The sequence below is a fragment of the Thauera aminoaromatica genome (assembly GCF_000021765.1).
In the GTDB taxonomy this organism is placed as follows: domain Bacteria; phylum Pseudomonadota; class Gammaproteobacteria; order Burkholderiales; family Rhodocyclaceae; genus Thauera; species Thauera aminoaromatica.
Genome location: NC_011662.2, coordinates 2,854,254 through 2,868,073, shown reverse-complemented (window position 1 = coordinate 2,868,073; position 13,820 = coordinate 2,854,254). Strand labels below are relative to the sequence as shown.

The following is a 13,820-nucleotide window of genomic DNA, read 5'->3' as shown; positions in this document are numbered from 1 at the left end:
GCTGATGGACAAGAAAGTACTGATTGCCGACGACGAACAGAACATCGTCATTTCGCTGGAATTCCTCATGAAGCGCGAGGGCTACCAGGTCGAGGTGGCCAACGACGGCGAGGAGGCGGTGCGCAGGATCCGCGCCTCGCGACCCGACCTGGTGCTGCTCGACGTGATGATGCCGAAGAAGAGCGGCTTCGAGGTCTGCCAGGAGATCCGTTCCGACCCCGAGATGGCGGGAATCCGCATCCTGATGCTGACCGCCAAGGGCCGCGACACCGAGGTCGCCAAGGGCCTCGCGCTCGGCGCCGACGCCTACATGACCAAGCCCTTCTCCACCCGCGAGCTGGTGGACAAGGTGCGCAGCCTTCTGGAGCACTGAATCATGCAGGCACGTGCGCGATTCATTCTCGCGGTCGTCGTGCTGTTCCTGCTGATGACCGGGCCCTTCCTGCTCACGGCGCTGATCGTCTGGGTGGAGACCGAGGGCGAGGCGCGCGACCTGCTTCTGAAGGTGCTGTCGCCGCACCTCACGCTCGGTACCCTGCTCACCGCGATGGGCTTCGCTGCCGGGGTGGGCGTGGTGCGCGTGCTCTTCCGCCAGTACGTCCAGGGCCTGCTGCGCATGTCGGAGAACCTGCGCCTGATGTTGGGGGCCAACCGCGGTTTCCGCGTGCACCCCGAGGGGCCGCCCGAGGTGCAGCAGCTCGCGGTCGCCACCAACGAGCTCGCGAGCCAGCGCGACGTGCTGCTGCAGGACGTGGAGGCGCAGATCGGGCGCGCCAAGGCTTCGGTCGAGCTCGAGAAGGACCGCCTCGCCGCGCTGATGTCCGAGCTCACCCAAAGCGTGGTGGTGTGCAACCTCGACGGCCGCGTGCTGCTCTACAACAACCGTGCGCGCGCCCAGTTCCGCGCGCTCTCGGACGCGCCCGGCGTGGCCGGCGGCGGCGAGCTGATCGGGCTGGGGCGCTCCATCTATGGCGTCTTCGAGCGCAACCTGATCGCGCACGCGCTCGACACCATCCAGCAGCGCCTGCGCCGCGGTGCCGCCCAGGCACAGGCCAACTTCGTCACCACCACCCGTGCCGGCCAGCTGCTGCGCGTGCAGATGGCGCCGGTGCTGTCGCTGGCCGCGCCGGCGCTTGTGGCGGCGGAGTCGACAGCCGTCGCCGCAGGGAGCGTGACCGGTGTGCAGCAGAATGCGGCAGCGGAGGGCGACGGCGCTGGCAATGCAGGGGGCGGCGCGTCCCCCGCAGCGCCCGAGGTCGCCGCGGCAGCGGTTACGTCCGAGCGCACGCTCACCGGTTTCATCCTGATGCTCGACAACATCACGCGGAACTTCGAGACCGAGTCGCGCCGCGACCAGATGCTGCACAACCTCACCGAGGGCAACCGCGCCTCGCTCGCCAACGTGCGCGCGGCGGCCGACATGCTCGAGTTCGAGGACCTCACCGACGAGATGCGCACGCGTTTCCGCAAGGTGGTGCGCGACGAGGTGCAGGCCATGAGCCAGCGCCTCGACCACACGGCGAACGAGTTCGCCGACTCGCTGAAGGCGCGCTGGCCGCTCGAGGAGATGCTCGGCGCCGACCTGATCGCCGCGGCGCAGCGCCGCATCGAGGCCCGCATCGGCCTGCCCACCAAGCTCGAGGAGGTCGATGAATCCCTGTGGGTGAAGGTCGACAGCTTCTCGCTGATCCAGGCCATCACCTACCTCGCCAGCCGGCTGTCGGACGAATTCGAGGTGCGCGAGGTGCGCTTCCGCCTGAGCGCGGCCGGGCGCCTCGTGCACCTCGACCTGATCTGGTCGGGGCAGGCGATGAGCACCGAGACGGTGATGAGCTGGGAGCTCGAACCGATGAAGATCGAGGACGAGAGCAGCCCGCTCACCGTGCGCGACGTGGTCGACCGCCACGACGGCGAGATGTGGCTCGAGCGCGAGAAGGTGCGCCACCGTGCCTTCTTCCGCATCCTGCTGCCGGCGGCGACGCCGCAGGAGCAGGCCGAGGCCGAGACCTACCTGCGCGGCGAGAGCCGTCCCGAGTACTACGACTTCGATCTCTTCGCGTGGTCGGAGAAGTCGCACGAACTCGACGACCGCCTGCTCTCCGAGCTCAGCTACACGGTGTTCGACACCGAGACCACCGGGCTCAACCCCTCGCAGGGTGACGAGATCATCCAGGTCGGCGCCACCCGCATCCTCAACGGCAAGCTGCTGCGCGCGGAATCCTTCGAGCAGCTGGTGGACCCGGAGCGTCCGCTCGCCCCCGAGTCGGCCAAGATCCATGGCATCACCTCGGAGATGCTGCGCGGCCAGCCCACCATCGACAAGGTGCTGCCCGCCTTCCACGCCTTCGCCGCCGACACCGTGCTGATCGCGCACAACGCCGCCTTCGACATGCGGTTCCTGCAGCTCAAGGAAGAGCAGACCGGCCTGCGCTTCGACCATCCGGTGATCGACACCCTGCTGCTGTCGGCAGTGGTGCATCCCAACCAGGAGTCGCACCGCCTGGAGGCGATCGCCGAGCGCCTGGGCCTGACCATCGTCGGCCGTCACACCGCGCTCGGCGACGCGATCGTGACCGCCGAGGTCTTTCTCAAGCTGATCCCGCTGCTCGCCGAGAAGGGCATCCGCACCCTGCGCGACGCGCGCGAGGCCGCCGAGAAGACCTACTACGCGCGGGTCAAGTACTGATGACCGGCCGCCGCAGGCCGCGCGGAGAGCATTCCCCTTGAGGCGCAACCCCGGCTTCGCGCGCCAGCTGCGCCGCTACTACGGCATCTACACCCTCGGCTTCGCGCTTTTCGTCGTGCTGCTCGCGATCGGCGAGAGCCTGGGCCTGTCGCAGCAGCTCATCGGCCACGTCTTCCTGTTCGTGACGATTGCGATCTACGCCACCATCGGCGTGCTCTCGCGCACCTCCGACGTCACCGAGTACTACGTCGCCGGACGCCGCGTGCCGGCGCTGTTCAACGGCATGGCGACCGCGGCCGACTGGATGAGCGCCGCGTCCTTCATCGGTCTGGCCGGTACCTTGTACTTCAGCGGCTTCGAGGGCCTGGCCTTCGTGACCGGCTGGACCGGCGGCTTCGTGCTGGTGGCCTTGCTGCTCGCGCCCTACCTGCGCAAGTTCGGCCAATACACCATCCCCGACTTCCTCGGCGCGCGCTACCAGGGCAACGTCGCGCGCCTGGTCGGACTGGCGGCGGCGGTGCTGGCGAGCTTCGTCTATCTGGTCGCGCAGATCTACGGCGTGGGCCTGGTGACCAGCCGCTTCGTCAGCGTCGAGTTCGAGATCGGGCTCTTCATCGGCCTGGCCGGCATCCTGGTGTGCTCCTTCCTCGGCGGCATGCGCGCCGTGACCTGGACCCAGGTGGCGCAGTACGTGATCCTGATCATCGCCTACCTGGTTCCGGTCGTGATCCTGTCCTACAAGCTCACCGGGATTCCGATCCCGCAGGCGGTTTACGGCACCGTGCTGCAGCAGATCAGCGCGCGCGAGGACGAGCTCCTCGAGGCTCCCACCGAGCGCGCGGTGCGCGATCTCTACAGCGCGCGCGCGCGCGACTACGCCGACAAGATCGCCGCGCTGCCCGCCTCGCTCGAGGACGAGCGCCGGCGCATGATCGACGAGCTCAACCGCATGCGCCTGGACAGCGCGCCGGCGCGCGACATCGCACTGACCGAGCGCGCGTTGCGCGACCTGCCGCGCACGCCGGCCGAGGCCCGCGAGGCCTGGCAGCGCGCGCGCGCCGAGGCGCTCGAGCGCGCCCGCCCGCCGCCGCGTCACGCCGAGGCGCATCCGGGCGCCACCGCGAGCGAGTCCGCCACCGCGCGCAACAACTTCCTCGCCCTGATGTTCGTGCTGATGGTCGGCACCGCGGCGCTGCCGCACATCCTGATGCGCTACTACACCACGCCCGGCGTCATGGAGGCGCGGCGCTCGGTGCTGTGGTCGCTGTTCTTCATCTTCCTGCTCTACGTCACCGCGCCGGCCTACGCGGTGTTCGCCAAGTGGGAGGTCTATAACAATCTGGTCGGCTCGAACATCGCGATCCTGCCCGACTGGGTCGCGTCGTGGGGCAGGGTGGGGCTGGTGCGCATCGAGGACCTCAACGGCGACGGCATCCTGCAACTCGCCGAGCTGCGCCTGAACACCGACGTGATCGTGCTCGCCACCCCGGAGATCGCCGGCCTGCCCTACGTGGTATCGGGCCTGGTCGCGGCCGGGGGGCTGGCCGCCGCGCTGTCGACCGCCGACGGCCTTTTGCTGACGATCTCGAACGCGCTGTCGCACGATCTCTACTACAAGGTCATCAACCCCAAGGCGAGCGCGCACCGGCGCCTGGTGATCTCCAAGTCGCAGCTGCTGGTGGTGGCGGTGGTGGCGGCCTGGGTGGCCTCGATGCGGCCGGACAACATCCTCTTCATGGTCGGCCTGGCCTTCTCGATCGGTGGCTCGGCCTTCTTCCCGGCGCTCGTGCTGGGCATCTTCTGGAAGCGCGCCAACCGCCCGGGGGCGGTCGCCGGCATGCTGGCCGGGCTGGCGGTCACGGTGTTCTACGTGGTGCGTACCCATCCCTTCTTCGGCGGCGCGATGGCGAACGCCTGGTTCGAAATCAACCCGATCTCGGCCGGCGTGTTCGGCGTGCCGCTCGGCTTTGCGACCATCGTCGCGGTCAGCCTGCTGACCAAGCCACCGCCGCAGGAGATCCAGGACCTGGTCGACTACGTACGTTACCCCGACATCCCGGGACAAAGCCGGCCGCATCTTTGAGCGCGCACTTGAAGCGCGCCGGATGCGCCCCACATAGGGTTCAGTTCAACGAATCCCGAGGATGACCTCCATGCGTTTCGACAAGCTCACCACCAAGTTCCAGCAGGCCCTCGCCGATGCGCAGAGCATCGCCGTGGGCAACGACCAGCAGTTCATCGAGCCGCTGCACGTGCTGCAGGCCCTGCTCGAGCAGGACGACGGCGGCAGTGTGTCGCTGCTGCAGCGCGCCGGGGTCAATGTCCCGCCGCTCAAGAATGCGGTCGCCAAGGCCGTCGGCCGCCTGCCCAAGGTGGAAGGGCACGGCGGCGAGGTCAGCATCGGGCGCGACCTCAACAACCTGCTCAACGTCACCGACCGTGAAGCGCAGAAACGCGGCGACCAGTTCATCGCCAGCGAGATGTTCCTGCTCGCGCTCGCGGACGACAAGGGCGAGGCCGGCCGCCTGCTCAAGGAGAACGGCCTGGCGCGCAAGGCGCTCGAGGCCGCGATCGAGGCGGTGCGCGGCGGCGCCAACGTGGGCAGCCAGGACGCCGAAGGCCAGCGCGAATCGCTGTCGAAGTACTGTCTCGACCTCACCGAGCGCGCACGAAGCGGCAAGCTCGACCCGGTGATCGGTCGTGACGACGAGATCCGCCGCGCCATCCAGATCCTGCAGCGCCGCACCAAGAACAACCCGGTGCTGATCGGCGAGCCGGGCGTGGGCAAGACCGCGATCGTCGAGGGCCTGGCGCAGCGCATCGTCAATGACGAGGTGCCCGAGACGCTCAAGGGCAAGCGCGTGCTCTCGCTCGACATGGCGGCGCTGCTCGCCGGCGCCAAATACCGCGGCGAGTTCGAGGAGCGCCTGAAGGCGGTGCTCAAGGAGATCGCCCAGGAAGAGGGGCGCATCATCGTGTTCATCGACGAGCTCCACACCATGGTGGGCGCCGGCAAGGCCGAGGGCGCGATCGATGCCGGCAACATGCTCAAGCCCGCGCTCGCACGCGGCGAGTTGCACTGCATCGGCGCCACCACGCTCGACGAATACCGCAAGTACATCGAGAAGGACGCGGCGCTCGAGCGCCGCTTCCAGAAGGTGCTCGTCGAGGAGCCTTCGGTCGAGGCGACCATCGCCATCCTGCGCGGCCTGCAGGAGAAGTACGAGATCCACCACGGCGTCGACATCACCGACCCGGCCATCGTCGCCGCGGCCGAACTGTCGCACCGCTATATCACCGACCGCTTCCTGCCCGACAAGGCGATCGACCTGATCGACGAGGCCGCGGCGCGCATCAAGATGGAGATCGACTCCAAGCCCGAGGTCATGGACAAGCTCGACCGTCGCATGATCCAGCTCAAGATCGAGCGCGAGGCGGTGAAGAAGGAGAAGGACGAGGCTTCGCTCAAGCGCCTGCAACTGATCGAGGACGAGCTCGCCAAGCTGCAGCGCGAGTACAACGACCTGGAAGAGGTGTGGAAGGCGGAGAAGGCCAAGGTCGCCGGCTCGGCCCACATCAAGGAGGAGATCGACGCGCTGCGCGCGCAGATGGCCGAGTACCAACGGAAGGGCCAGCTCGACAAGGTCGCCGAGCTGCAGTACGGCAAGCTGCCGCAGCTCGAGGGCCAGCTCAGGATGGCCGAGCAGGCGGGCCAGAATGCCGCGCCCAACAAGCTGCTGCGCACCGAGGTGGGCGCCGAGGAGATCGCCGAGGTCGTATCGCGCGCCACCGGCATCCCGGTGAGCAAGATGATGCAGGGCGAGCGCGAGAAGCTCCTGAAGATGGAGGACAAGCTGCACGAGCGCGTGGTCGGCCAGGACGAGGCGGTGCGCCTGGTGGCCGACGCCATCCGGCGCTCGCGCGCGGGCCTGTCGGACGAGAACCGTCCCTACGGCTCCTTCCTCTTCCTCGGCCCCACCGGGGTGGGCAAGACCGAGCTGTGCAAGACGCTGGCGAACTTCCTGTTCGATTCCGAGGAACACCTGATCCGCATCGACATGAGCGAGTTCATGGAGAAGCACTCGGTGGCGCGCCTGATCGGTGCGCCCCCGGGCTACGTCGGCTACGAGGAAGGCGGCTACCTGACCGAGCAGGTGCGGCGCAAGCCCTATAGCGTGATCCTCTTCGACGAGGTCGAGAAGGCGCATCCGGACGTGTTCAACGTGCTGCTGCAGGTGCTCGACGACGGTCGCATGACGGACGGCCAGGGCCGCACGGTGGACTTCAAGAACACCGTGATCGTGATGACCTCCAACCTCGGCAGCCAGATGATCCAGGCCATGGCGGGAGACGACTACGGGGTGATCAAGCTCGCGGTGATGGCGGAAGTGAAGACCTACTTCCGTCCGGAGTTCATCAACCGCATCGACGAGGTGGTGGTGTTCCACGCGCTGGATGAAAAGCACATCGCCGGCATCGCGAAGATTCAGTTGCAGTACCTCGAGAAGCGCCTGGCGCGGCTGGAAATGGGCATGGAGATCAGCGATGCGGCGCTCGCCGAGCTCGCGACTGCCGGCTTCGACCCGGTGTTTGGCGCACGGCCCTTGAAGCGGGCGATCCAGGAGCGCATCGAGAACCCGCTCGCGAAGGCGATCCTCGAAGGTCGCTTCGCCGCCAAGGACTGCATCCGGGTGGATGCCGAGGGCGGGCAACTGGTGTTCCGGCGCGCCGACTGAGGCGCGGCGCGCAAAGCCGCGCCCCGATCGCGCTTCGTCTCGTGCCTGCCGGCCCGTGGCGAAGCGCGATCGGCGTCATGCGATCGCCGCCGCCTGTTCCTCGAACCATGTGCCGAACTCCTCTACCCCCAGCGGCCGCGAGAACAGGTAACCCTGCATCGCGCGGCAACCCCGCTTGCAGAGGTAGCCGCGCTGGTCCTCGGTTTCCACGCCCTCGGCGACCACCTCCATGCCGAGGTCGCGGGCGAGCGACAGGGTGGCCGAGGTGATCGCGGCGTCTTCCGGATTGTCCGGCAGGCCGTCGACGAAGGAGCGGTCGATCTTCAGGCGGCGCAGCGGCAGGCGCTTGAGGTAGGACAGGCTGGAGTAGCCGGTGCCGAAATCATCCAGGGCCAGCGTCAGTCCGAGCGCCACGAGCTGGTCGAAGCTCGCCACCAGCTCGGGCGTCGCGTCCATCAGCGCGCTCTCGGTGATCTCCAGCTCGATCCGCGCCGGATCGGCGCCCGTCTCGCCCAGCACGCGCGCCACCGTGGCGACGAAGTCGCGCCGGCGGAACTGCAGCGCCGAGATGTTTACCGCCACGTCGAGCGGCGGCAGGCCGGCGTCGCGCCAGCGCACCTGCTGCAGGCAGGCTTCGCGCAGCACCCATTCCCCGAGCGGCACGATCAGGCCGCTCTGTTCGGCGAAAGGGACGAAGCGGTCGGGCGGGAGCAGACCCCGCTCGGGATGTTGCCACCGCACCAAGGCCTCGCAGCCGTACACCCGGCCGCTCGCCGCGTCGATCTGGGGCTGGTAGTGCAGGCGCAGATCGCCGCTCTCGATCGCCTTGCGCAGCTCGGCCTCGGTCTGCAGTCGGCGGGTCACGCGCTGGGTCATCTCGGGCAGGAAGAAGCGGTAGGCGTTGCGGCCGGACTCCTTGGCCTCGTACATCGCAGTGTCGGCGTGCTTGAGCAGCGTATCGATCTCGCCACCGTCGGCGGGGTAGAGGGCGATTCCGATGCTCGCGCCGACGCGCAGCGGCTGGCTGTCGATCTGCAGCGGGCGGGCGAGCGCATCGAGCACGCGCTCGGCAACGCGCGCCGGCTCTTCGGCGTGCGCGAGGCGCGACAACAGGATCACGAACTCGTCGCCGCCGATGCGGGCGACCAGGTCTTCCGCGCGTACGCAGCCGCCGAGGCGGCAGGCCACCTGGGCGAGCAGGCGATCGCCGGCGGCGTGGCCGAGCGAGTCATTGACCGTCTTGAAGTCGTCGAGGTCGAGGAACAGCACGGCGCAGCGGTCGTCATGGCGCGCGGCGTGCCGCAGCACGTCCTGGGCGTGGTCCTGCCAGGCGCTGCGGTTGAGCAGCCCGGTGAGCGGGTCGAAGCGGGCCAGGTAGCGGATGCGGGCTTCGGCCTCGCGCAGCGCGGTGACGTCCTGCGCGGTACCGCGGATACGCCGGAGGCGGCCGCCCACATGCTCGCCCTCGATGCGGAACTGCAGCGTGCGCATCGGCAGGCTGTCGGTGTTGCAGTCGAGCATGATCCGGCCCGGCTCCGTGGCGGCGCGCTCGAGCGCGTCGGTCAGGGCCGCGCGGCTGGCGGGGGCGATCGCGTCGATCAGGTCGGCGAGCGAGTTCAGGTCGCCTGCCGTGCTGTCGAGCAGCAGGTGGAGCTCGTCCGAGGCGTGCAGCCCGTCGCGTGCGCAGAGGGTCTCCCAGCTGCCGAGGCGGGCGATGCGCTGGGCGTCGATCAGTGCGGCGCGGTTTTCATGCAAGCGTACGCTCGCGGCCTGGAGCTCGGCGGTGCGGTGTTCGACCAGCGCCTGGATGCGGCGACGGTTGCCGGTGGTGATGAGCAGGAGCGCGCCGAGCATTGCGCTGGTGAGGACGCCGACCGCGATCGTGCCCCACGCTGCCCAGCTGCGCAGCTGTTCGATGTAGCGGGGCAGGGCGCGGGTGTGCAGCTCCCATCGACGACCGGCGAAATCGATGCTCGTGGTGCGCGCCAGGATCTCTTCCGGCCAGACCGACTCCTGTCCGCGATCGTCGCCGGCAAGCAGCGCCGACTCGGGCCCGGCGTCGCGGTCGGAGAGTCGCACCGCGATGCCCTGCGCCGCAGCCTGGCGTGAAACGGCTGCGAGCAGGTCGTCCATGCCCAGTGCCGCGGACACGACTCCGAGCGGGGCGCGGACCGGTGCAGGCGGCGAGGAGGCGAAAACGGCTTGATAGAGCACCACGGCATGCTGCTCCCCGTGCTCCTGCACCAGGCGCATGCGCGCGCTGGCCGCTGGCTGGCCGGTGGCCAGCGCGCGTTCGATCGCCTCGCCTGCGACCGGGAAGGACAGTGGATCCATGCCGAGCACGGCGTGGTTGCCCTCTTCGGGCTCGACGTGCGTGACCGGGAAATACTCGCGACGCTCGGTAGCAGGCGAAGTTTGTCCGGCGGGATCGCGGTCGAGGATGCGGTAATCGACCCGGCAGTCGCTCCGGATCCCCTCTTCGAATGCCGCGCGCTCAGCGTGTCTTACGTAAGGGTTCCAGGTGAAGCTGCGCGTGCCCGGGTGCAGTCGCATCCAGGGCGCGACGAACTCGTGGAAATCGGCGCGCGAGACCTGGTCGCTCGCGAGCAGCAGGCGCTCGATCGAACGCACCATGTCGACCTGTTCTTCGAGGCGCTTCTGCAGCAGGGCGGAGAGATGGACGCTGTCGCGCTCGAACTGCGCCCGCACGCGCGAATCCTCCCAGCTCACCACCTGCCGGTAGGCGAGGGCGAGCAGCACGAGCGCGATCGACATCGGCAGCGCGACGCCGAGTCTGCGCTGGCGCCAGTCCTGCGCCGGGCGGCCAATGAACACCAGGGTGAGCGGGGCGGCGACGAGCATGCCCAGGGTGTCGCCGGTCCACCAGGTCCACCAGTTGAAGAGCGCGTCGGATGCCGGGATCACCGCCGCCCAGACCAGGGCGGAGACGCCGATCGTCGAGCACACCAGCCCGCTCAGCGGCATGCAGATGCCGAGGAAGCGCATCACCGAGCCGGCCGTGTCGAGCGTGTCGCCGGGCGCGAGCAGCCGGCGCGCGAGCAGGACGCCGACCACCGCCTGCAGGGTGGCGCCTATCGGGACGGCGAGCGGACCGAGCGGATTCCAGCCTGCGCTGCCGAGCAGCGGCCAGGCGGTGGCGAGCTGGACCAGGGCCGACCCTGCGAACACCGCAGGCCACAGGCGCAGTCCGAACACGAACAGCGCGGCGAGTGCGATACCGGCCGGTGGAAAGAAGGGGGCGGTGTAGCCCGGTGGGATGGCGAGATGGAGGGCGGGATAGCCGACCGCCCAATAGGCCAGGGCGAGGACGACTGCGGGGAGAGGGCTTGCGCGCATCCGCGCAGTATATTGAGCGCCGTTCCCTGCGCGCTGTGACGGATGGCATGCCGCGGACCCGAAGCCGGACCGATGCGCTAAACTGCGGAACTTTTCGCGCCGGGATCCTGCCACACGGCTGCATTTTTCTGTCCTTTCCACGGAATACGAGATGTTCGAGGCTGTTCGCAACAATAAACGCGTCGCCCAGGTGATCCTGGCGCTCCTGATCGTCCCCTTCGCCTTCTTCGGCATGGACGCCTACTTCAGCGACTCGGGTTCGGCGAACGAGGCCGCGCGTGTCGGCGGCACCACCATAGGAGCATGGGAGTTCGACCAGGCCCTGCGCGAGCAGCAGGACCGCCTGCGGCAGGACGGCGGGGGCCAGGTCGACCGTGCGCTGCTGCAGTCGGCCGAACTGCGGCGAGCCGTGCTCGAGAACCTGATCAACCAGCGCGTGCTCGCACTCTACGCCGCCGAGAACCGTCTCGTGGTGACGCCGCAACAGCTGCAGGAGACCATCGCCGGCGTGGCCTCCTTCCAGGAAAACGGCAGCTTCTCGCTGCAGCGCTACGAGACCCTGCTGCGTGCCCAGGGCATGACCCCCGCGACTTTCGAGGCGCGCCTGGCGCAGGACGTGCGGGTGCAGCAGATCGTCGCGGCGGTCGGCGACGCCGGCATCGTTCCACAGGCATCGGCACGGCGCTTCCTCGACGCCCAGCTGGAGTCGCGCAGCGTGCGCGAGTTCCGCCTCTCGGCGAAGGCCCTGGCGGCCGACGTCAAGGTGGACGACGCGCAGGTCAGCGCCTACTACGAGGCCAACCCGACGCGCTTCGAGCGCCCGGCGCGGCTGCAGGCCGAATACCTGGTCTTCGACCGCGCGGCGGTCGAGCGTGGCGTCGAGGTCGCGGACGACGCGGTGCGCGCCTTCTACGACGGCAATCCGCAGCGCTTCGGCGTGCCCGAGGAGCGCCAGGCTCGTCACATCCTGCTCGCCCTCGACCAAGGCGCCGAGCAGGCCGAGGTCGATCGCGTGATGGCCGAGGCGCGAGCGCTCGTCGAGCAACTGCGCGCCGATCCCGCGCGCTTCGCCGCCCTCGCGAAGGAGAAGTCGCAGGATCCGGGCTCGGCCGGCAACGGCGGCGATCTCGGTTTCTTCGCCCGCGGCGTGATGGTCGGCGCCTTCGAGGACGCGGTGTTCAGTCTGCAGAAAGGCGTGATCGGCGAGCCGGTGCGCAGCGACTTCGGCGTGCACATCGTCGAGGTCACCGACATCAAGCCTTCCTCGGTCAAGCCCTTCGAGGCCGTGCGCGCGGAGATCCTCGCCGAGCTGCGCGCCCAGGAGGCCGGTCGTCGTTTCGCGGAGCTGGCCGAGCAGTTCTCCAACACGGTGTACGAGCAGCCCGACAGCCTGCAGCCCGCGGCCGAGGCGCTCGGCCTCAAGACCGCCACCACCGACTGGATCAGCCGCGACTCCGCCCCGGCGCCGCTCGCCGACGAGCGCGTGATCTCGGCCCTGTTCGGCGACGAGGCGGTGCAGAAAAGCCGCAACACCGAGGCCATCGAGATCGGCAACGGCACCCTGGTGTCGGCGCGGGTCAAGGCCTTCGAGCCGGCGCGCCGGCTGCCGCTCGACGAGGTCCGCGAGCGCATCGTCGAACTCGTCCGCATCGAGCAGGGCCGGGTGAAGGCCACCCGTGCGGGCGAGGAGATGCTGGCCGCGCTGCGCAGGGGCGAGCAGCCCGCAGCCCGCTGGGGCGAGGCGCGCAAGCTGCAGCGTGGTGCCCCCGGGCTGCCGGCGGCGGCCATGCAGGCGGTGTTCTCGGCGTCGGCCGAGACGCTCCCGGTGCACGTCGGCGTGCAGTCGACCGAGGGCGACTACGTGCTGTACCGCATCGAGGCGGTCGAGCGCGCGCAGATCGGCGACGCGGACCCGCGCGTCGCCGCGGTTACGGGACAGTACAAGCAGCTCCTGGCCGGGCGCGACTTCGGCGCCTTCCTGAGCGAGCTGCGCCAGCGCTACGAGGTCACGATCAACCCGACGGCACTGCAGGTCGAGCCGCGCTGATTCCCAGCGGATCCCCGCATGCTCCGCCACTCGCCCGTGCGGCGAGGGCAGCATGGAAACAAAAAGCCCGGTGTCGAAACCGGGCTTTTTTGTGCCGTCCGCCGAGGCTCGGCAGGCGGATGCGGCGGCTGCCGCGCAGCGCCGTCCGCCGCGATATCCTTACTGCGGCAGCGGCAGCGCGTTGCCGAGCGCGGTGGTGTTGAAGCCGCCATCCACGTACATGACCTCGCCGGTGATGCCGCTGGCCAGGTCCGAGCACATGAAGGCGGCGGCGTTACCCACTTCCTCGATGGTCACGTTGCGGCGCAGCGGGGCGTTGTGCTCGTTGAAGGCGAGCAGCTTGCCGAAGCTGCCGATGCCCGAGGCCGCGAGCGTCTTGATCGGGCCGGCGGAGATCGCGTTGGCGCGGATGCCTTCCGGGCCGAGGGTGACGGCGAGGTAGCGCACCGAGGCTTCCAGGCTGGCCTTGGCGAGACCCATGATGTTGTAGTTGGGCATGGTGCGCACGGCACCCAGGTAGGACAGGGTCAGCACGCTGGCGTTGCGGCCCTGCATCATCGGGCGCGCGGCCTTGACCAGCGCCGGGAAGCTGTAGGTGCTGACCTCCTGCGAGATGCGGAAGGCCTCGCGGGTGAGGCCGTCGAGGAAATCGCCCTCGAGTGCCTCGCCGGGGGCGAACGCGATCGAATGCACCAGCGCGTCGAGGCCGTCCCAGTGTTGCCCGAGCTGCTCGAACAGGCCGGTGATCTGCGCGTCGTCCTGAACGTCGAGCGGGAAGATCAGGCTGCTGCCGAAGTCGGCCGCCAGCTTGGCGACGCGGTCCTTGAAGCGGTCGTTCTGGTAGGTGAAGGCGAGCTCACCGCCTTCACGGTGCATGGCCTTGGCGATGCCGTAGGCAATCGAACGGTTGCTGAGCAGACCGGTGATGAGGATTCGTTTGCCGGCGAGAAAGCCCATGAGAAATGACTCCGAATGACAAGACGGGGATTATAGC

At 68.9% G+C, this 13,820-nt stretch carries 7 protein-coding genes; 5 read left to right on the top strand and 2 right to left on the bottom strand.

From position 1 onward, the window contains the following. Nucleotides 1-4 precede the first annotated feature (4 nt). The 4 genes from TMZ1T_RS12640 to clpB all read left to right on the top strand — a co-directional run bounded on the left by TMZ1T_RS12640 (nucleotide 5) and on the right by clpB (nucleotide 7,422). Nucleotides 5-373: a response regulator transcription factor gene (locus TMZ1T_RS12640; RefSeq protein WP_004298607.1), complete on the top strand. Its 369-nt coding sequence runs from the start codon at nucleotides 5-7 to the stop codon at nucleotides 371-373. 3 nt (nucleotides 374-376) lie between these two features. Then, entirely contained in the window at nucleotides 377-2,686 is a 2,310-nt protein-coding gene (locus TMZ1T_RS12635; RefSeq protein WP_012585592.1) for an exonuclease domain-containing protein, read from the top strand. Nucleotides 2,687-2,723: 37 nt separating this feature from the next. Continuing rightward, nucleotides 2,724-4,769 (top strand): sodium:solute symporter family protein, encoded by a 2,046-nt coding sequence (locus TMZ1T_RS12630; RefSeq protein WP_012585591.1) that lies wholly within the window; start codon nucleotides 2,724-2,726, stop codon nucleotides 4,767-4,769. Nucleotides 4,770-4,839: 70 nt separating this feature from the next. Further along, nucleotides 4,840-7,422: an ATP-dependent chaperone ClpB gene (clpB, locus tag TMZ1T_RS12625; RefSeq protein ID WP_004318367.1), complete on the top strand. Its 2,583-nt coding sequence runs from the start codon at nucleotides 4,840-4,842 to the stop codon at nucleotides 7,420-7,422. Between the two features lie 75 nt (nucleotides 7,423-7,497). On the opposite strand, the gene TMZ1T_RS12620 is transcribed toward clpB, so the two are convergent. After that, nucleotides 7,498-10,779: an EAL domain-containing protein gene (locus TMZ1T_RS12620; RefSeq protein WP_012585590.1), complete on the bottom strand. Its 3,282-nt coding sequence runs from the start codon at nucleotides 10,777-10,779 to the stop codon at nucleotides 7,498-7,500. A 151-nt stretch (nucleotides 10,780-10,930) separates the two neighbouring features. On the opposite strand from TMZ1T_RS12620, the gene TMZ1T_RS12615 reads away from it, so the two are divergent. Next, on the top strand, nucleotides 10,931-12,826 hold the full coding sequence (locus tag TMZ1T_RS12615) for a SurA N-terminal domain-containing protein (protein ID WP_012585589.1): 1,896 nt from the start codon (nucleotides 10,931-10,933) through the stop codon (nucleotides 12,824-12,826). Between the two features lie 159 nt (nucleotides 12,827-12,985). Here the strand turns inward: TMZ1T_RS12615 and fabI are convergent, their stop codons facing one another. Then, the gene (gene fabI, locus TMZ1T_RS12610; RefSeq protein WP_012585588.1) at nucleotides 12,986-13,783 is read right to left on the bottom strand and encodes an enoyl-ACP reductase FabI; all 798 of its coding nucleotides are present in this window, start codon (nucleotides 13,781-13,783) and stop codon (nucleotides 12,986-12,988) included. Between the last annotated feature and the right edge of the window lie 37 nt (nucleotides 13,784-13,820).

Bases quoted from the DNA above. Each gene is read 5' to 3' on its own strand.
- TMZ1T_RS12640 (WP_004298607.1), top strand. From the start codon at position 5: ATGGACAAGAAAGTACTGATTGCCGACGACGAACAGAACATCGTCATT.
- TMZ1T_RS12635 (WP_012585592.1), top strand. From the start codon at position 377: ATGCAGGCACGTGCGCGATTCATTCTCGCGGTCGTCGTGCTGTTCCTG.
- clpB (WP_004318367.1), top strand. From the start codon at position 4,840: ATGCGTTTCGACAAGCTCACCACCAAGTTCCAGCAGGCCCTCGCCGAT.
- TMZ1T_RS12620 (WP_012585590.1), bottom strand. From the start codon at position 10,779: ATGCGCGCAAGCCCTCTCCCCGCAGTCGTCCTCGCCCTGGCCTATTGG.
- TMZ1T_RS12615 (WP_012585589.1), top strand. From the start codon at position 10,931: ATGTTCGAGGCTGTTCGCAACAATAAACGCGTCGCCCAGGTGATCCTG.
- fabI (WP_012585588.1), bottom strand. From the start codon at position 13,783: ATGGGCTTTCTCGCCGGCAAACGAATCCTCATCACCGGTCTGCTCAGC.